Origin of the sequence: Nostoc sp. (genome assembly GCF_036919615.1) — a bacterium.
Lineage (GTDB): Bacteria > Cyanobacteriota > Cyanobacteriia > Cyanobacteriales > Nostocaceae > Nostoc.
The window spans coordinates 154,231-175,244 of sequence record NZ_JBALCN010000098.1 but is presented as its reverse complement, the minus strand read 5'-3'; the positions used below and the strand labels follow the sequence as shown (position 1 = coordinate 175,244).

At 41.3% G+C, this 21,014-nt stretch carries 13 protein-coding genes and 1 pseudogene; 2 read left to right on the top strand and 12 right to left on the bottom strand.

From position 1 onward, the window contains the following. Positions 1-186: 186 nt before the first annotated feature. A complete protein-coding gene (locus tag V7K48_RS30430) occupies positions 187-2,175 on the top strand; it encodes an ABC1 kinase family protein (protein ID WP_335078328.1) in 1,989 nt (662 codons plus the stop codon). A 1,214-nt stretch (positions 2,176-3,389) separates the two neighbouring features. Here the strand turns inward: V7K48_RS30430 and modA are convergent. The 12 genes and pseudogenes from modA to V7K48_RS30370 form a co-directional block, all read right to left on the bottom strand. Continuing rightward, on the bottom strand, positions 3,390-4,277 hold the full coding sequence (gene modA / locus V7K48_RS30425) for a molybdate ABC transporter substrate-binding protein (protein ID WP_335078326.1): 888 nt from the start codon (positions 4,275-4,277) through the stop codon (positions 3,390-3,392). Positions 4,278-4,987: 710 nt separating this feature from the next. Then, complete coding sequence (locus V7K48_RS30420; RefSeq protein WP_335078324.1) at positions 4,988-6,601, bottom strand: iron uptake porin; 1,614 nt, start codon at positions 6,599-6,601, stop codon at positions 4,988-4,990. A 128-nt stretch (positions 6,602-6,729) separates the two neighbouring features. Continuing rightward, positions 6,730-7,776 carry a Gfo/Idh/MocA family oxidoreductase gene (locus tag V7K48_RS30415; protein ID WP_335078322.1) on the bottom strand — a complete coding sequence of 349 codons (1,047 nt, stop codon included), beginning with the start codon at positions 7,774-7,776 and terminating at the stop codon, positions 6,730-6,732. Between the two features lie 333 nt (positions 7,777-8,109). After that, positions 8,110-9,510: a sugar porter family MFS transporter gene (locus tag V7K48_RS30410; RefSeq protein WP_335078320.1), complete on the bottom strand. Its 1,401-nt coding sequence runs from the start codon at positions 9,508-9,510 to the stop codon at positions 8,110-8,112. Between the two features lie 334 nt (positions 9,511-9,844). Beyond that, positions 9,845-10,840 carry an ABC transporter permease subunit gene (locus tag V7K48_RS30405; protein ID WP_335078318.1) on the bottom strand — a complete coding sequence of 332 codons (996 nt, stop codon included), beginning with the start codon at positions 10,838-10,840 and terminating at the stop codon, positions 9,845-9,847. Next, the gene (locus tag V7K48_RS30400) at positions 10,837-12,390 is read right to left on the bottom strand and encodes a sugar ABC transporter ATP-binding protein (RefSeq protein ID WP_335078316.1); all 1,554 of its coding nucleotides are present in this window, start codon (positions 12,388-12,390) and stop codon (positions 10,837-10,839) included. The genes V7K48_RS30405 and V7K48_RS30400 overlap by 4 nt, the downstream gene beginning before the upstream one ends. A 466-nt stretch (positions 12,391-12,856) precedes the next feature. Then, entirely contained in the window at positions 12,857-13,903 is a 1,047-nt protein-coding gene (locus V7K48_RS30395; protein WP_335078314.1) for an ABC transporter substrate-binding protein, read from the bottom strand. Between the two features lie 140 nt (positions 13,904-14,043). Further along, positions 14,044-15,057, bottom strand: a complete 1,014-nt coding sequence (locus V7K48_RS30390) for a substrate-binding domain-containing protein (RefSeq protein WP_335078312.1) — start codon at positions 15,055-15,057, stop codon at positions 14,044-14,046. 1,081 nt (positions 15,058-16,138) lie between these two features. Beyond that, positions 16,139-17,035 (bottom strand): inositol oxygenase family protein, encoded by an 897-nt coding sequence (locus tag V7K48_RS30385; RefSeq protein ID WP_335078310.1) that lies wholly within the window; start codon positions 17,033-17,035, stop codon positions 16,139-16,141. A 424-nt stretch (positions 17,036-17,459) separates the two neighbouring features. Further along, positions 17,460-17,798 carry a DUF1815 family protein gene (locus tag V7K48_RS30380; RefSeq protein ID WP_335078308.1) on the bottom strand — a complete coding sequence of 113 codons (339 nt, stop codon included), beginning with the start codon at positions 17,796-17,798 and terminating at the stop codon, positions 17,460-17,462. Positions 17,799-17,934: 136 nt separating this feature from the next. Continuing rightward, positions 17,935-18,420 (bottom strand): gluconokinase, encoded by a 486-nt coding sequence (locus V7K48_RS30375; RefSeq protein ID WP_335078306.1) that lies wholly within the window; start codon positions 18,418-18,420, stop codon positions 17,935-17,937. A 243-nt stretch (positions 18,421-18,663) separates the two neighbouring features. Then, positions 18,664-18,819, bottom strand: a pseudogene (locus tag V7K48_RS30370) (IS701 family transposase); the annotation flags it as partial. Positions 18,820-19,722: 903 nt separating this feature from the next. Between V7K48_RS30370 and V7K48_RS30365 the strand changes: the two are divergent. Next, entirely contained in the window at positions 19,723-20,979 is a 1,257-nt protein-coding gene (locus tag V7K48_RS30365; protein WP_335078304.1) for a phosphotransferase, read from the top strand. Positions 20,980-21,014: the final 35 nt, after the last annotated feature.

Genomic DNA, 21,014 nt, shown 5'->3' with positions numbered 1-21,014 from the left:
TACAGGACAATAAGTCTTATATTTCAGCAACTAGCAATACCTACTACTATTGAACTAGTTAGTATGCCCATTTAAGTGTAGCAAACTACTGGCTACTGGAAAAAAATTATTCCAATGCCCAATGCCTAATCCCGGAACATATTGTTACAATACTTAATGTGATCGTTATGATCGGTGGACTTCTTCATGATTGTTAAGACACTTCCCCCTAGTTCCCAACCGATTCAGGAGGACAGTCGCAACGGCACAAATCGCCGAGGCGAACTGGACGTTATAGATGTAGTGCCAGAAAATGGTACACCAAGCTTAGTTGTGCGCTCGCCAAGCCTCTTAGCCGCCCAAAAGATGAGGACAACTGCCCAACCTGAGATGCTTTACGATCCTGTGGGCATAGCGGCGCATTACCGAAACAGACGCCTGCAAGTTGTACGGCGGATCTTTGCCGTGTTGGGGCCGACTCTATCCTTTGCTTTTGGGTTGTGGTCGGATAGTAAACGGGGAATTGTCGTCAAAAATGACCGCCGGCGAGCCACTCAGCTACGAGTATTGCTGACCCAATTGGGGCCTGCTTACATCAAAATTGGACAAGCTTTGTCCACCAGACCGGATCTGGTTCCTCCCGTATACCTAGAAGAATTAACTAGGCTACAAGACCAATTGCCGCCTTTTGCCAACGAAATTGCTTACCAGTTTATCAAAGAAGAACTAGGCGCACCTCCAGAAGAAGTTTATGCCGAACTCTCAGCCCAGCCAATTGCTGCGGCTTCATTGGGACAAGTGTATAAAGGTAAGCTAAAAACTGGTGAAGAAGTAGCCATTAAAGTTCAACGCCCCGACTTAAGAGAAGGGATCACCATTGACTTGTATATCTTACGTAACCTCGCCGCTTGGGTGCAGAAAAAGGTTAAACGGGTAAGAAGTGACCTAGTTGGTATTCTCGATGAGTTAGGCGATCGCATTTTTGAAGAGATGGACTACATCCATGAGGGTGAAAATGCTGAACGATTTTTCGAGTTGTACGGTCATATTAAAGACATCTACATACCGAAAATTTACTGGGAGTACACCAACCGTCGCGTCTTGACGATGGAGTGGATTAACGGTACCAAATTAACTCAGACAGAAGAAATTAGCGCCCAAGGCATAAATGCCCGTTACTTGATTGAAGTGGGTGTGCAGTGTTCCTTGCGCCAGTTGCTAGAACATGGATTTTTCCACGCCGATCCCCACCCTGGTAATTTGTTAGCAACACCAGATGGCAAATTGGCTTATCTCGACTTTGGGATGATGAGTGAGATTCAGCCACCACAGCGTTATGGTTTAATTGAAGCGATCGTCCATGTCGTCAACCGCGACTTTGAAGGATTAGCAAAAGACTACGTTAAGTTAGATTTCTTATCACCAGAAACTGATTTAACACCAATTATCCCAGCTTTTGCGAGAGTCTTTGCTGATGCCCAAGGAGCCAGTGTTGCCGAACTTAACATTAAAAGCATCACCGATGAACTATCGGCTTTGATGTATGAGTATCCTTTCCGCGTACCGCCCTACTACGCCTTAATTATTCGCTCCCTTGTAACGCTCGAAGGTATTGCAATATTTATAGATCCCAACTTTAAAGTCCTCAGCGAAGCTTATCCCTACGTTTCTAAACGCCTGTTAACAGACCCAGCACCGCAATTAAGAGCATCATTGCAAGATTTGCTATTTAAAGATGGCAGATTTCGCTGGAATCGCTTAGAAAACTTGTTACGTAATGCACGTAACAGTCAAGACTACGACTTCAACTTAGTGCTGAATCAGGCGATAGAATTTCTATCATCTGAACGTGGCGCTTTCATTCGTGACAAGCTGGTAGATGAATCTGTCAACGGACTTGATGCTTTAGGTAAAAATATTTTGCATAACTTCACCTATCTGCTGCGAGAACGTGTTGGGTTGACAGCAGTTAATGAAACTCCGGCGGCGACAGTTGAGCAACAACAAACCTTGGAGCATATCAAACGTATATTAGGTATTCTTCGAGAAACAAAAGGCTTTGATCCAGTGCAACTTGCACCCCAAATTGCCCAATTATTGGTAAATTCAGATGTACAGCGTTTGGGTCAACAAATTGCCAACCGCTTCACGCAAAAGGCTGTAGCCAGGTTAATTCGGCAATTATTGGCATCCTAGTAAAAGTTATCAGTTAAAAATTTTTTTTAACTGATAAGTAATTCATAGCAACTATATAACCGAACCCTTCTATTTTTTCTAAGACCTTAGTTCCACTTTTGCCTACGCTTTGTTGATTAGTTTTGCATTCGACTTCAGGACGGAGTGGTATTTCATAAGGATCATCATCTGCGTTATATGTGAATATCTTAAATAGCACACCTACTTTTATCAAATTACGATTCTCTTTGAAACCACGATAATAATTTCTTACGGTCAGCTTGTATAAAGTAAGCCTGCTGTTAATTGTGTGTCGCCACCGCACTACAGGTCGTCCAAAGGCGATCAGCTTTTAACTTTATCTTGCCAGTAAGCATCCCTTATGTTGCTCCTGCAATCCGCACTCTGTCTAATCCGATAACAGCATAACGAATACCAAGCCATTTTTAGTACCTCACAGTCAATGTATCAACATGCAATGTTAATGCATCGACTGACAATGCTAATGCATTGATTTGTAATGTTAATGCATCGGCTGACAATGCTAATGCATCGATTTGCAATGTTAATGCATCGGCTTACAATGCTATTGCATCGACTGACAATGCCAATGCATCAGCTTGTAAAAATTAATCCACCCTATGTTACCTAGTAACTCTAAAAGACTTGTGTGTAGACAGTAGCCTTTTTAAAGGGGTTAGGGAGGATCATAAGAGTTTGAAAACAGACTTTAGCCCGCTCAGTTTATAGGACGGCCGAGACGCCTATCCCACAAGAAATAGTTGGATATCAGCTTGCTCTAAGTATTTCTTAAGAAAAGTTATTCCTTTTTACTACTCTTAGGAGAATAAAATCAGAATTCTCAAGGCAAAAGTGGTGATATTAGTGTAAACACCAATATCTTTCGCCTATCAGATGGCGCTTTACTAGATGCACGCATTAGAAATAATCAAAAGGGTGGCGATATTAGGGTGAATGCTAATGGAGATATCCAGCTAGTGGCTCAAGCACCTAACGTTAGCCTATATAACCCTTGGCAAACAAATATCTCCTGCACTGCATCTCAATAAACAGAGATGGAAAGAATGTTTGGTGATTTTTATCAAAATGAATTGCAACTATTGATTCAACATAATCTGACTTTTCACATCCCGTGAAAAGTCAGGGTTATACCTGGGTTGATTCCTATTTGCAGTTGTGAGTTCAATTTGGATTGAAAATACAACCAAAAACCTTTAATTTACTGCTGCTTTAGCTTTGGCTTTTGTTTTTACCTTTCGCTTCATCATCAGGCCGACTATACCTACTGCTATTGAGCCACCAGTAGTCATAGGTTCGGGGATAGGCGTGAATCCAGATACCTGAAACACAGATAATGCTTGAGGGCTGCGCAGAAAGGAGTTGAAGTCCTTAGCTGCATCTAGGTTTTGAGTTTGTCTGAGTACAGCAGAGCCATAAACAATCGGAGAGTAAAGGTTGATAGGCGGAGTGTATGCAATTTTGACTTTATCAAGTGCTGTTAGAGCGTCTGTGGTGTAAACAATGCCCGCATCTACAGTGTTATTTGATACTAATGATAGTACATTACGCACATCTGTGCCCAAGACAAGATTGAGTTGCCCCGATATCCCGGAATTGGCAAATAATTGCTGGGCGAATACTCCTGCTGGAACAGATCTAGGATCACCAATAGCCACTTTATTCGGCGGTAATAGGTCTTGAACGCTTGATATACGTAAGGTTGAATTTATCGGCGTGATTATAGCCAAGGTGTTGTTTAGTATGTCTTGCCTGGTTCCTTCTATTAGTTGGTTGGCATCTTGCAGACTATCTAACGGTGCTTGGGATACTGAGAAGAAGATATCTACTGGATTTGGATTTTTTCCCATTATGATTTGATTAGCGAGACCAATAGAACCCCCAAAGGTATTCATAAAGGTGACGTTGGGGTTGCTTTGCTTGTAAAGTGTCTCAACCTGGCGTAGGGTGTCGGTCAAGCTGGCAGCAGCATAGATGTTAATCGGACCACTAAGTGTGGCAGCTTGTGCTGGTTTAGCTTGGATTACACTAAAACCCAAAGCAATGCTAGCGGTAGCCAGTGCTAATTTGTACCTTTTCTTCATAAAATATTTACGGTAGATTAATGTGCGAGTTACTACAATTTTTGAAATCCAAATTTTGCACCCAGCATTGAAAGTTTGCTTTTCACTCCAGTCAGAAAATAGGGTGACAAGAAGTCATAGCTGAGAAGCAATCTTTGGTAGTCCAGTATTTACAAGGTACCTTTACGTCCAATAAATTACAACTACTTTAAAAGCATCTTTATATAAAAAATACAGGAGTCTATGTACTTATACTGTCATTAAACTGATTCAAATACCAGGAAAGTAGGTTAATGCATCTGTACTAAAGAGAAAATTTTGTATAAAGTTATTTTAAAAATATAATTTTTCTATTTAAAAAAGTATATGAATCTGATTTTTCACGGCAACTTTTCAAAAGCGATCGCTCAAAGGATTCTAGATAAAGTACACCACTGATAGTACAGTAGGTAAAATTGGGTGTTCAAAGAAACAAACAATGTCGGACTGGTAGTCAAAAAATTTTGCTTTCTGTCAACTGAGCGATCGCAGCTGATGACGCAGCAGTAGCAACACTTCAGTCTGTTTGCAACGATGTAGGTATTCCTGAAAAACCAGCTAGACGTTATTGCGATCGCATCCACTGCTGTGAATATTTACTCATGTACCCCTTGGCTAATACTTACAGCAGATTGCATCAAGAGTGCTGAATACTCAGCACTCTGTTGCTCAAGCAAATCATTCACATTCAGTTAAAAATCGAAGGTTGTGCGAATTACACCCACATACTGGGTATCATTTCTGCTGTCATTTTCCGGGTTGAGAATCACCCAAAAACCAGGAGTCACTGAGATATTATCGTTCAGTCGGTAACGATAGAATGCTTCGATATGGTAAGCGTTGTCTCGGTCTTGACGGACATCACTGTTAGAGACACGCGGTGGTATACCAAAGAGAATTCCTGGCAAGTTACCCCTACCCCCCACATCGGGAAACGACATACCAATCGCCCCAAACCAGACATTGGCATTGTCACCATTGTTTACAAACAGAGAATCTGTTCCACCCCTACCATTGGAAATATCACTCAAACCAGAGTTTTTGGCATTTGCCCAAATATATCCACCCCAACCGTGGATTTGGAAATTTGGGGAGAAGCGATAGAATCCCTGTGCGCCTACAATGTTGTTGGAAGTAGCAATGTTGTTGCCAAAGGGAGCGTTTGATAGGGTGCTACCCGTCCCAGCGGCTATATCGACTACTCCACCAGGGCTATAGCCATGAGAGTAGGCAACACCAATAGCTCCTTGCTTGCCGTAATAGGCTAAGTGCGCTAGGGCGTTGTAGCCGCCATCAAATAACCCGCTGCTCGCCGATGGGACATTGGGACTGCTTGCTAAATAGCCCAAGGTGAGAACCAAGTCTTTGCTAATGTTCCAGTTAGCGGCTGCACCGCCACCACCTCGCCGGAATAAGGGGCTATATGACCCAAATAGTGAGGGAACCCCATTGCCGTCGTCAGCGATTGTGGCGGGAGTGACAGTGGTTGAAATGTCGGTGTAACCAATGCCTGTGGGCCCAACAACGAAGTTAAGAGAATCACTGACTTGGAAGTAATAACGGATGTGGGGAACAAAAAGTGTATCGTTGTTGTCATAATCGAAGTTCAGGCGTGTCATCCCTGTGCCTGTTGCTGCGGCAATTTGGCTTGCACCATTGGAACCCGCAAAGTTGCCAAATTCTAGCCGGACTCGCAACAAATCTTTGCCTGTGAAACTGCTCTCAAAGTTGAGACGACTCCGGTTTGCAAAGTAGATACGGGATTCATCGCCATCGCCACCTACTCTATTACCAAAAGTATCACTAACGGCAGTAATAATTTGAGCATTCAGCTTAGTAGTAGTAGAAAATTGCTGCTTCTCTAGCGTTGCTGTATGTGCCTCTAGCGTATCCACCCGCCCACGCAGAGTTGTCAATTCTGCTGCAAACTCTGTTTGCAATTTTTGCAGCACTACCAAATCTTCTTTCTTGACTAAATCATTAGTACCCGCAGCAATTAATTCATTCACCCGATCTAAGCAGGCATTTAAACCAGCTGCAAACTCATAACGACTCAAAGCACGGTTGCCGCGATAGGTTGCGTCAGGATAACCTGCAATACAACCATAACGTTCAACCAGTGATTGCAGTGCCTGGAATGCCCAATCACTCGGTTTAATATCAGAAAACTGAGAAACAGAATTGACTTGTCCATCCAAATTCCTATTAGCATTTGCTGCATTAGAATCATCTTCTGGAGGTACTGCCCAAACTGCTGGAATTGCCAAAAATAAGAGAAAAAAGCTATGAAAAAGAACTTTGATCATTGATTTATTATTTGAAAATGGTTGAATTCTGACTTTGTAACTAAAGAGATTAAACTCGAAGCAAAGCTTCCAGGTTATAAACTAACCAGGATTAAAGTTACATATTTTGAGTTAAACTTTTAGGTTACTTAAAGCAACGCTATTACTTTTTGCTCATTGCTGCTTTTAATAGCCGCTTCTATAATCTGCATTACATTAATTCCGTCTTCGGTAGTAACAGCAATTGGCTGATTATTAACAATGGATTTGTACACCGCATCGTAATAACCTAAATAACTGCCCTGTGAGCTTTTTACTTTTTCCCGAATTACTTTTGTATCTTTTTCTGTATGAAGCAAGCCATATTCACTTTCTGGCTCTGTATACCAATCAAGTGTGTTAGGCTTCATACCTGCTACTAAATACTCTTCTTGTTTATCGGCTCTGCTTTTGAGAAAAGAACCCTTAGTGCCATGTATGATATAGGCAGGCGCAGGCTCACGCACAAGGAAACTTGCTTTTAATTTGACGCACAGTTTGTCATAATATAATATCAACTCAAAATAATCATCTACCTGCGATCGCTGCCTAGTTATGCGGATGTCTGCAAAAATAGCATCAGGCATCCCAAATAAATGCAAAGCCTGGTCTATTAAGTGCGGCCCTAGATTGTTTAATGTTCCTGCCCCCGGACTTGGAACTTCTACGTGTTGTTTATGGCTAAGGGTTAGTTTATATTTTTGAAATTGAAATTCTGCTTCAATAATATCACCTAGCAAGCCTGACTCTACAATTTTTTTAACTGTTTTAAAATCACTATCCCATCTGCGGTTTTGATATACAGATAATTTATTTCCCTGTTTGTGTGCCAATTTTTTCAGCTTTTTAGCTTCTGTTACTGTTGTAGTGAATGCTTTTTCTACTACTACGTGTTTATCTGCAAGTAAAGCCTGTTTAGTATAATCATAATGGGTATAGGTGGGTGTATTTACTACCACTAATTTTATTTGTTCATCTGCTAGCAATGCTTCTAAAGAAGGATAGCTTTTTACCTCAGGATAATGTTCCTGTATGAGCTTTTTGCTTCTTTCCCAAGAACCAACTAATTTAAATCCGGGATGCAAATCAATAAACGGTGCATGAAATACCCTACCAGACAAACTATAAGAACAAAGAGCCGTATTGATAGTTTCCATCTTTTTAGTGATTTACTGAAGCAAGAGTTTGTATTTAGGGGACTTCCAATAAAAAAATATCCCAAAACTGACGCAAAAATCATCTCTATTTTTCCTCTCTCTGCGTCTGGAGTGATTCATTTATTTGGATAGTTTATTTATTGAAAATCCCTAGTTGTATAATCAGGGCGAGCATCTTGCCTATCCCACAAGAGTTAGAGCAACCCTATCTGATTTGTGAAAATTTGCGGTATCCAGATCCCCGACTTCTCAAAGAAGTCAGGGATCTAACTTTTAACGAATGATTTAGATCAGAATTAGGAATTATCTACAGCGGTACTAGATGGATGTCAATTACATATCTTCCAACTCAATTCCTTTGGTTTCCTTAATAAAAAAGAGAATGAAAAAGAACGAGGTAGCCGCCGCAATTGTATAGAGTCCATAGGCAGAACCTAGACCGAAATATTGCAGTATGGGAGGAAATGTTGTGGAAATGACGAAATTCGCAACCCATTGCATGGCAGCAGCAACTGAAAGTGCAGCGGCTCGAATTTTGTTATTAAACATTTCTCCCAACAGCACCCAAACCACTGGCCCCCAGGAGAAACCGAAGCAAAACACATAGAGGTTAGCTGCAACCAGAGCCAGAGTACCTGCACTTCCGGTGAGAGTGGGGTTGCCAGCAGCATCTAAGGGAGCAGTGCCAAAAATAGAAGCCATCGTGCCCAAGGTCAAGGTCATGCCAATCGACCCTAGTATGAGCAAGGGCTTGCGACCAAATTTATCCACAAAAGCGATCGCAATCAGTGTTGTAATAATGTTGACGGCTCCTGTAATCACCGTGATTGTTAGGGAATCTTTTTCGGAAAATCCGACTGCCCGCCACAAAACGCTGCTGTAATAGAAGATTACATTAATACCAACAAATTGCTGGAGTACAGATAAGCCTATTCCTATCCAAACAATGGGGAGGAGTCCGCCACTTCTACCTAACAGGTCAGAAAACTTAGGCTGGCGTTCTCGAAGCACTGTCTGCCGAATTTCTTCAATTTTTGGCAGCACATCACCCCCCAAAATCTTGGTCAGAACGTTAGCAGCTTCTGGCTCCCGTCCTTTGGCAACTAAGTAACGGGGGGATTCAGGAATTGTTAAAGCCACCATCCCGTAGAATACCGCTGGCGGGACTGCTGTCCAAAACATCCAGCGCCAGGCTGCAACCCCAAATAAAAACGGCAAGTCTGCTGAACCTGCTGACACAGCGATAAAGTAGTCGCTCAATAAGGCAACAAAAATTCCTACTACGATCGCTAATTGTTGCAGAGATCCTAACCTTCCCCGCAAATGTGTGGGAGAACATTCTGCAATGTAAGCTGGGGCGATGACGCTAGCAACACCGATTCCAATCCCACCCAATAGTCGCCAAAAGATAAAATCCCAGATACTGAAGGCAAGCCCAGAGCCGATGGCACTGATAGTAAACAACGCCGAAGCGACCACCATTGCCTTGACTCGACCATAACGGTCTGCAATCTGTCCAGCAAAGAAGGCTCCTACGGCAGATCCCAGCAACGCTAGGGACACTGCCAGCCCAGTCAGCCAACTACTGGTGTTAAAAGCTTTTGATAGAGATAAAACCGCGCCGTTGATTACAGCAGTATCAAAACCGAACAGAAAGCCGCCGAGGGCAGCAGCACCAGCAATCAAAACGACATATAACGTGTTGGATTTACGACGAGCAGTAGTGGAAGACATAGTTATAAGTAGTGGGGAGTGGAGACAGACGCGATTAATCGCGTCTGTACTGGGAGTGAGGAGCAGGGGGGTAGGAGAGTAGAGAGCATAAAACTCATTAATGGAGTTCAAAGGCTCATTAACGGAGTTCAAAGACTCATTAATGGAGTTCAAAGGCTCATTAACGGAGTTCAAAGACTCATTAACGGAGTTCAAAAACTCATTAATGGAGTTCAAAGGCTCATTAATGGAGTTCAAAGACTCATTAACGGAGTTCAAAGGCTCATTAACGGAGTTCAAAGACTCATTCCCTATTCTCAATGCCCAATGCCCAATGTCTAAAAACTTTGATTATTTAGCGTCTGGAACGTCTGCGGAGTCGATCAATCATTACCGCCAAAATAATTACTAGTCCTTTGACAACTAGTTGCCAGAAGTAAGATAGGTTCAACAGGGTTAAACCATTGTTGAGAATAGCAATGATTAATGCACCGAGAAGGGTGCCGCCAATGGTGCCAATACCACCTGTAAAGCTGGTTCCACCAAGAATAACAGCAGCGATCGCATCTAATTCGTAACCCTGACCTAATAAGCCACTAGCACTATAAAGACGGCTAGCACTCATGATGCCTGCTAAACCTGCCAGTAATCCACTAATACCATAAACAAATAGCAATACACGATTAACTTTAATTCCAGTTAATCGGGCTGCCCGTTCGTTACCACCGACAGCATATATCTGCACTCCTAAAACAGTTTGTCGCAACACAAACCAGCTAGCGATTACAGTCAGGAGCGCAATGATCACTAGCCAAGGAAGCGGGCCGACATAACTATTACCCACCCAAGCAAAATTTATGTCCCGGTTAATCAGCGTTGTCCCCTTAGCAATCAAATAGGCCACACCCCGTAAGGCAGTCAATGAACCCAACGTGACAATAAAAGGTGGCACATCCAAAAAGGTGATCAGGGCACCGTTGAGTAAGCCTAAAAACACTCCTGCCAGTAAAGCAGCAGGCACAGCTGCCCAACCTAAAGCTGGCAGTAGCGATACCAGCAGAGCAACTACGGCAGAAACAGCTAAGATTGACCCAACTGAAAGGTCAATACCTCCGGTGAGAATCACAAAGGTCATTCCCGTCGCCAGCACAATATTGATTGATGCCTGACGCAAGATATTAACGATGTTACCGCCTGTGAGGAAGTTGGGAGAAAGGAATGCAAATAAGATGCAGATAATTACTAGGATTGGCAAAATACCCGCAACTTCTAGTAGAGTGCTAATTGATTTCTGGTTGCGGGATACGGGATTGTTGGCTAATTTATGGGGAGGTCTGACTGTCTGACTCATGATGCTAATACCTCTGATGCTCCAGTTGCATAGTGTATAATTTTTTCTTGAGTAATTTCTTTACCAAGACTGCCATCCAGTTCGCCTACCAGCTGGCCTTCTCGCATCACTAAGACGCGATCGCTCATGCCGACAATCTCCGGTAGTTCGCTGGAAACCATCAAAACAGCAACACCTTGTGCTGCCAACTCGCTGATAATTCGGTAAATTTCGCTTTTGGCACCGATATCTACGCCCCGTGTCGGCTCATCTAGCATTATTACTCTGGGCTTAATGGCTAGCCAACGGGCTAGTAGTAGCTTCTGCTGATTCCCACCAGAAAGATCCACTGCTCTGATTTCCAGATTGGCCAGCCGAATATTAAAGCTTTCAACTGCTTGTGTTGCTAACAGATTGACTGAACCCCAATTAACAATGCCAGCCTTTGCATCCTGCTTGAGTGTGTTGATGGCAATATTCTTACGGGAACTCATTTCCAGAAATAAACCCTGGTCTTTGCGGTCTTCCGGGACGTAGCCAATGCCGGCAGTAATAGCATCACTGGGCGTATTAATATTAAGTTTCATCCCATTCAGGAATACTTCACCACTTGCTTTGTGGTCAGCACCAAAAATCAGCCGGGATACCTCTGTGCGTCCTGCACCAACCAGCCCCGCTAGACCAACAATCTCTCCAGCGCGAATTTGAAAACTAGTCGGGGTAATTTTGCGTCCGTCACTGATATTTTTGACTTCCAGCACCACTGGCCCAGGATTGGTTTGGCGTTGATGTTCGTAAAAGTCTTGCATGGAACGACCGACCATCATCTGCACTAATCGCTGTGCAGAAATTTCATCCCGTGTGAGACTGCCAATGTATTGACCATCCCGCAGCACGCTAATTCGGTCAGCTAGGGCATATATTTCTTCCATGCGGTGGCTGATGTAGATAATAGCAATGCCGTCGTCTCGTAGTCTGCGAATTACCTCAAATAAATGCTGAGTCTCGCGATCAGACAGTGCTGCTGTTGGCTCATCCATCACCAAAACGCGGCTTTTGTCCTTCAGCGCTCGCGCAATTTCTACTTGCTGCTGTTCGGCGATCGACAAGGTACCAACTATAGTCTGGGCTGTAAAATTGGCTCCAAGGCTTTGCAGCACTTGCTCTGCTTCCAGGTGCATAGCTTGGCGGTCTAAAAACTGACCTCGCCGCAACTCGCTACCCATAAACATATTTTCGGTAACGGTTAAATTAGGTGCAACATTCAGTTCTTGATAAATCAGATTAATCCCCGCCTTGCGTGCTGTCGCCGGATCGGTAATTTTCAGGGGTTGGCCATTGATCCAAATTTCTCCTTCATCGGCAATGTAAGCCCCAGCCAGGATTTTCATCAATGTGCTTTTGCCTGCTCCATTTTCACCCATGAGGGCGTGAACCTCTCCTGGATAAATCGTCAGATTAACATTTTGGAGCGCAGATACACCATGAAATCGTTTGGTAATCCCTTGCATCTCTAACACTGGGGTGGTAGTTGGCGCATCAGGAAATGAGGTTTCAATATTTGTTGTCATGAGCAGAACCTGTAAAAAAAATTTAAAATTCGCAATTGTGAGTTAGGAATTAATCAACTTATCCCTGATCACAAAATCATCTTTTAAAAGCTGACTACTAGTTTGAAAATAGGGAGCGGGGGAAAGATATTTTCATCCTTCGTTGTGAACGTTAGTTGATGGAAACTGTCTGGGAAATTTCTGAGTACTAGAAATTGGCACTCCGATATTCCCGCTGATGCACATATATAGCGGTTCTCGGTTGCAGTATATAGAATTTTGACCTCTCTCCAAACCTCTCCCCTTTTAGGAGAGAGGCTTTGATCTAACTCCCCTTCCCTTGTAGGGAAGGGGCTGGGGGTTAGGTTTTGTATTTAAATTAAGTGAAAACCGCCATACATTATTCGGATGTGCAAAAACTTTACAAATGCATCAAAGGATTCATATTAGACATAATTTTCAATTGCAAATTCACAATTTTTATTATTTACCAGCCTTTTTCTGTGCTGACGTTATCTTTTGTGATCAACTTAACTGGAATCAAAATGGTAGGTGACTCAGGTTTTTTACCATTTAAGATGTCGTTGCCAACTTGAACTGCTTTTTGGGCCATCCCTCGGGGATTTTGAGTAGCAGTTGCAGCATATAAACTATCTTTGGCAGCGATCGCAGTGATTGCTTCTGGCGCACCATCAACTCCAACAATAAAGAAATCTTTACGTTGTGCTTGGTTAGCTGCTAGTTCTGCACCAACTCCACTCGGATCATTAATGGCAAAAACAGCATCAATTTTCGGAAAAGTTGTGAGTAAATCACTCATAACTCTGAGTCCTCCATCCCGACTACCCTCTGCATTCTGGTTTTTGGAGAGGATTTTGATATCGGGATATTTAGACAATACATTCTCGCAGCCACTAACTCGCTGGATCACTGAGTCCACTGGCGGGCCATTAACTATTACTACATTGCCTTTGCCTTTAAGGCGGTCTGCAATATATTTGCAACCAACCTCTCCAGCTTGGACATTATTAGTAGTAATGGTGGCATCCACACCTCCTTCAGCACCTGTATCTACCGCAATCACAATTCTACCGGCAAGTTTTGCTTTTTCAACTGCTGGTTTAATGCCACTTTTATCAGCAGCATTCAGAATAATGATATCAGTATTTGCAGCTGTGAAATTTTCCAGTTGATTGGCTTGTTGGTTGAGGTCATAGGCACTGGAAACTACGGTAACATTGACATCCTTACCGCCAATTCTTTTCGCTTCTGCCTCAGTTGCTTGCCCCATAAGGACGAAGAAGGGGTTACTTAAATCACCAACTGTGAAGCCAACTGATCGTAATTTTCCATTTCCAGTGGCGGTTTTAGTTTCTGCACTAGTATTGGTAGCAGTTTTGGTTTCAGTGTTAGTAGCAGTGTTGTGATCGGGAGAACCATTTGTACAGCCGACAAGACTACCACTGACAAGACCTAATATGCTAGCTGCAATTATGCGAAGCGCAACACCAAGGGTGAACGTAATTCTTTTCATATTCAAATATCTCCTAGAAGTCATTCTTCCTTACACCAAATTTGGAAACGATGTATTTTTTAAAAAATAGGGTAAAGTATTGTAACCCTCCTGTATCAAGCCTTTTTCTGTGTATTGTAATTACGAATTACAAATTAGTATTACCAGCCTTTGTAACTGCTAAGGTTGTCTTTAGTAACCAAATTGACTGGAATCAGAATGTCAGGTGATTCAGGTTTTTTACCCTGGATGATATCGTTGCCAATCTCAACCGCTTTTTGCGCCATTCCTGCGGGATTTTGAGCAGCAGTTGCAGCAAATACACTATCTTTGTCTTCCATTGCTTTGGTTGCATCTGGCGATCCGTCAACCCCAACAATAAATAATTCTTTACGTCTAGCTTGTCTAGCTGCTAAATCTGCGCCCACACCGCTTTGATCGTTAGTGGCAAAAACGGCGTCAATTTTCGGAAAGGTTGTGAGCAAATCGCTCATGACTCTTAGTCCTCCATCCCTAGTCCCTTCAGCGTTTTGGTCTTTAGAGATTAATTTGATATTTGGATATTTAGACAAGGATTTCTGGCAGCCACTGACTCGCTGATTTATTGAGTCCATCGGAGTCCCGTTGAGGATAACTACACTACCTTGACCTTTGAGGCGATCGGCAATATATTGGCAAGCAATTTCACCAGCTTGTGTATTATTGGAGCTAATCATCGCATCTACATCTGCATCAACGGCTGAATCTACTGCAATCACAACCTTACCTGCAAGCCTTGCTTGGTCAATTACCGATTTAACTCCTTTTTTGTCAACAGCACTAAGGATAATTAAATCAGTATTCGCAGCAGTAAAATTTTCGATTTGGTTAGTTTGTTGGTTTAAGTCAAAGGCACTGGAAACCGCGTTAACTCTGATATTACCCCCGATTTTCTTAGCTTCTGTCTCAGCCCCCTTCTGCACTGCATTATAAAAGGGATTGCCCAAGTCACCCAAAGCAACGCCGATTGTTTGCAATTTTCTATTTGCAGCACTAGCCTGACTCTCTGCACTTATATTGGTAGCAATGTTAGTACCAGTATTAGTAGCAGTGTTGTCATTTTGAGCGCCATTTGTGCAACTAACAACAGCGAAACCTAATATGCCAACTATGAGCGAAATTCTCTTGGTATTCATCTATTTCTAACAACGGATTTAAATTTGAAAAATGTCAGTAAGATATAAATCTGCCAATTGATCACAAGATGAGCTAGGTCTGAAAACTTTAGACATAACTTAGCAATACTGCTGGCTTTGGGAATTTAAACTCCTTTCAAGAGTCTGAGAATATCACCTAACTTGAATTAGCCCTATTAACTAAATTAAATGTTTTGTTTGTTAAACCAAAACTAGGAGCACTACCTACGTGAAAAAATCACATTTTTTGTCTTTCTATATTTGGAAGTGCGGAGGCTAAAAATAGCTTTTAACTAAAATTAGTAGAATTTGATGTTATCAAAGTTGCAAATTTGTCTTTTCTTTGAGATTATTTTAGTTTAACCTGCATTATTCCAAATATGATCCACGTTTATCGAACTTTACAAAGTCAATAAAACTATTTTCCATCTATATATTCTCAACTTTTCTTACTGGAGCATTTGCGAAAATTAAGTAGTTTTCAGCTTCCAGAGAGTTTAAAAAACTTAACATATATTACTCAAGTTAAATTGAGAAAAGTTAATACTGTAGGAAGGAAATATTTGCTTCTAAATCTATCTTTTAGGGGTAGAAAATTATAGACCATCACCATAAATAAAAATCCTGTTGCCTAATTTTCAGAGTTGACTCAAATATGCATGTAAAGTGCGCTTATTTGTTATACTAAGTTGCTAGAGTTAGTCTTGTTCTATCTCGACCAGAATAATTCTTTGGATACAGGGAAAAGGAACCCTAAAAAAGTTATTCTCACCCCATTACCGCCGTTGTCAAGATGTCAAAGAACAGATGTGTTCAGTAGTTTACGCCTGTTCAATCAGTCTGGGAATTAAAGAAAAGTCAAGCTAGCAGCTATAAAGTTTAAGACATCTGCACAGATGTTTTATACTTTTTTAAGCGGCAATATGCTATTATTTTTTGGAAAATATTCCACTCGTTTTAGGCTTGCTGAAGAATTGTTATTCATCATTAGGGAAAAACAATTAGAATCTCTACAAACCCAATCAGTTATAATGTCTGTATGGTATTTTTTAAATTCTTTGCCTTTCCTACTAGCAGAAATTTATAATTTCAAGGTTGTGGGTAAATATTTAGCCAATAAATCTTCATAATAAGGCTTTAATTTTTGCCAATCGGGAGGATTAGGATTCTTTGAATACAAATCGTAGGGATTGAATAACTTCACCCATTTAAACATTTCTTTGTCGTGTTTATCCATCAAATATTCGTAAGCATTTTCACGATGTTGAGGATAAAATGAGTGATAGCGGAGGATATACAATGCAGATTCAGGCAAATAGTTTTTCATCATGTAATATACATACTCATCATGTCCCCATGACATGTGTACATTACTCAAGCCACAATTCGGCTCGTAAACACCATATATGGTGTTATATATAGGGTTATTGGAATCAGGGTTTTCTTTGAAAAACTCCGAAAAAACAATTTTATCAGAAAATGCACAACCCACAGGATAGGTATCGCCTACTGTGGCCCATTGAGGTTCACCAAATAAGCAAAGTACCTTCCCCATATCGTGAAACAAGCCAGTAAGTACCATCCAGTCTGGGTGACCATCAGCGCGAATGGCTTCTGATGTTTGCAATAGGTGTTGTAACTGATCTAAGTCTGTATCAGGATCTGAATCATCAACCAATTGATTCAAAAATTCTAATGCATCCCAGACAGACATTTTTTTCTTATCCAACTTCCGAAAGTATTCTTTTTTCTCTAATACAAAATCATATGTTTGATTGATATGATTTAACCGATAGAACTCTTTCACCGTGTCTCTAATAGGCGCTTCGTAATTCCTGTACTCTTCGGTGGTTTTACCTTCTTTAACTATGCTGTGTGGATTGGGATAGCGATTAAGTAAGTCTTCTTCCCATTCTTCTAACGAATGTAAGGGATTGTTTTGAGCTTGGTCAATAACATTATTTAAAGTTTGAGACATATCTTTTTACTTGTCGATATTGATTTATTAAATGGTACTTTCGCACCGCATCTTATGCACAGGTGTGCAAAATCTCTATTGGAATTATTTTTGCACACGTGTGCAAAAATGGATGTTAAGTTTCTTTTCATTTTTAGATACCTGTGATGATTTATTTCCTCAAGTGTTTTGTCCGCTCAGAATCAATTATGAATTAGGCAAAACATTGACAAACTAAATAAAATGTGATCATAAGTTAAGACAAAGCACTTGTGCGATCGCTAATTGTCAGAGATTTTGATGCCTTTAATTGATTTATCCTTCTAAAGCTTGATTGCTAGCTGACTATTGCGGCAGATAATGTCTTCTTTGTTAATTCATTAAATGATACTTTGATTAGTATTTGCACACGTGGGCAAAACATATGTTAACTTTTTTGTGGAACTCAGCCAAGGGAGTGACAATTTGTCAATTGTATGGCATGAGAATGCTTGACAATATTAGCCAACTCTTGTAGCTGGTTTATTGCTTCTGCACCCTCCAACTTCATTAATTCGCGATCGTCCCACAATTCCATCCAAGTAATCCCGTAATCAGATACTAAAAACCGAATCAGGTGCTTTTCTCCCAAGCTAACCAGAAATGAAGCACTCTTCATTTGGTCACCGCATGTATAACAAGATGCAGTATAGCCACGCCGCTCAAGTATAATTGTCAAGGCTTGCAGGTTCATTACCAAGTCTTGGACAAATTCCTGATGTTGTTGCGCTAATCTTAAAAACACTACTTTTCTCCCACCACTCTCTTATGTGGTTGCTTTGATATTTCTTTAGACTGATATCTGATCTGATTTAGTTGCCAAAAGTTCGTGTTTTTTTTGAGACGTGATTAATCTTAATCTTGTGGTTGTAACCAATAAGCTAAATACCCAAAGCCGTTCTAATGTTTTGAACAATTACCTGGGGTGGCTGTGCAACATCCATAGATATGGTGTATAATGGCTCTTCAAGAGTATAAAACTGGCTGTTGAGGAGTTTTTCGCTCATGTAATGATTGTGACGCTCTTGCAACCGCTTTTGAATCAACTCATAAGACCCTTTGAGGTAAACTAGCTTGATGCGTTCGTTATCCAATACCAGAAATTGCCGATAGCTGTCTTTTAGAGCCGAACACGCCAGCACCACATTTTTATTTTCTTGCAACCAATGTTTTATGGCTGTTTGCAAATCTTGCAACCAAGGCGTCCTGTCAGATTCACTCAGAGCGATACCGCGTCGCATTTTCTCAACATTCTCTGGCGAGTGGAAAGCATCAGCGTCGCTAAACTCCCATTTTAACGAGTCTGCTAGCAGTTTTCCGATAGTGGTTTTGCCAGAACCGGATACACCCATTACGACAATAATCATAGACGGCTTTTCCCAGCAATTCTAAGAGTGATTGAGTAGCATTTGAGTAGCATAAATCAAAAGTCTGGGCACTCAGCCGAAATTGTTTCTAGGTGACAGTAATACTTCAAGACTGTAGTCTCGTGATCGCCGATCCACAACGCCACCTGATCTGGTGTGACTCCAGAGGCGATCGCTAACGTAGCAAATGTACCCCTTTTCTGTTACTTTCCGGATTAAGCAAGTAGTAAATAAACTAAATTCTCCAGAATAATAAAAAGGTTTAAATTGATTCATTGCACTAATTAGGTGATTGAATCCAAGCAATAAACCGGAATTGGGGAAAATATCTAGCCAGGGATAAATTAACCAAAATAGAAAGAGCGGTTGGACAATTAAGCGAAAATTATTTAGAGTATTGCCAAGTTAAACGTGAGTTCGACAAACCTCTCCCTGCCTTGAACTTTCCTTCAACTGTTTCCCTCTCCGACTCGGAGAGGGACGGTTTTACGTAGTAAAACCTTCTTATATCATGTCCGCTTGATTGCTTATTAAACCCGAAGAACCCCACCCCCAACCCCTCCCCGCAGGCGGGGAGGGAAGCTAAAGCGTAGCTTTTGCAGGGTGGGGTTCTTTTATTATGGGTAATTTGGCGGACATGATATTAGAGGTTTTTTATTTGGAAGTCCTTTAACATACTTGACAAAAGTACAGTTACATAGGATGCACTCATGTAGCCGTTATCTTTGATCGCCTATAGTCATCTACAATTTGTAGGTGACACAAATGACGTTATCACAAGGTTTCCAGACATAATTTCTGAAAATTAAAGAAAAAAATAATTACTAATTGCCTAAAAAGTCCGGTTTTTTTAGCTTTGTGATGATAAATAAAAATAATAGCGTCGAATGTCATGCTTCGTATCGCGAAGGATTGCTGAAATTCTTCGCTGCTTTCAGGATGACTACTGAATATCAAACAACATCTGCCGCCAATCAGTTTTTTGCTGGGGATGCTTCTTTGCCACAAAAAAAGCAGATGCAGCTACATCAAAAGGCTCAACCACAAAACTTGCTCTAGATATATCTAAGTAACTATACTGATAAAGTGTAAAGATGTCACGGTATCTAGGAGCAAATTTTAAAGCTATTGTAAACGACTTGGTGCCATTTTGGCAGGTTTTTCTCCCAAATATGGGATATTGGTAGATTGTACAAATATTTATTATTATTCACGCACTAGTTACTATCTACCGAAAGCTGCTAAGACCAAGCAAATTTGACACAGATAAGTTTAAGTAATTTATGAAGTAGGAAATAATACATGGTATTATCACTGTCTTCTCATAACGTTATGCAGTATCTGCAAGATGCGGGTCTGTGTAGCTCAGAAGATGGCGCATCAGATAAATCTGAGTTGCCAGGAAGTAGCAATAACAATTTCGATTTACTAGTGACTCTAGCAGATAATCGGAAACTACTGCTTAAACAAAAACGTAACATCAACAATGATGCGCCGCCCCATGAGTTGTTTAAGGAATGGCTGTTTCACCAGTTGCTCCAGCAGTTTCCAGTTCTCGGCAATATTTCAGCGATGCCTACGGCGGTAAACTACGCACCATTGGTAGTGCATTTTGACGAACAAAATTCTATCCTCGTCCGCAATTACCTAAGTGAATATCTGGAGCTTGCGATATTCTACCACAACAATGATATTTTTCCACAAGAAATTGCTTCTGCGCTCGGCACTACTTTGGCAGGACTGCATCGCGCAACCTATAACCGCCGAGAATATAGGGATTTTATGGCAACTGCTCCCCAAGGAGAGTTTCGCTATGGCTTTTACAATCCGGCACAAGGGGTAGAGTCAATTGGGCCGGAGATTTTTGGAACTGTTCCCACGGATGCGCTGAAATTCTATGTTCTCTATCAACAGTATGAGAGTTTGGAATCAGCGATCGCAGATTTGGCATATGACTGGAATCCTTGCTGCTTGACTCACAACGACCTGAAATTGAACAATATTTTGGTTCATTCAAGGTGGGAGAAACTAGACAATTGCCTAGTCCGACTAATTGATTGGGAAGCTTGTTCTTGGGGAGATCCAGCCTTTGATTTAGGAACTTTATTAGCAAGCTATTTAGGAATTTGGCTCAACAGTCTCGTAGTAGACCCCACTATTAAATTAGAAGAATCTCTACATCTGGCTTTGACACCTTTAGAGATTTTACAACCTTCAATTATTGCCCTAATTAGGGCTTATATAAATGCTTTCCCCATGATTTTGGAATACCGCCGTGATTTTATTTCGCGCGTTATCCAGTTTGCAGGGCTGGGACTAATTCATCAAATTCAGGAGATAATTACCTGCCAGAAATACTTTAATAATGCTCACATTTGTATGCTGCAAGTAGCTAAAAGTTTACTGATTATGCCAGAGCAAGCTGTACTGACTATTTTTGGGATATCATTGTCTGAAATTCTGAATCCTGTGGCAAAAATCCATAAACTTCCTCAACCTGTAAAAGAGCAGCAGTTACTTCGCATTTATTATGAAAAAACTCGGCTCCGTGGTTGTTAATGGCAGGGGGCAGAACAATTTAAAAGCTATTTATA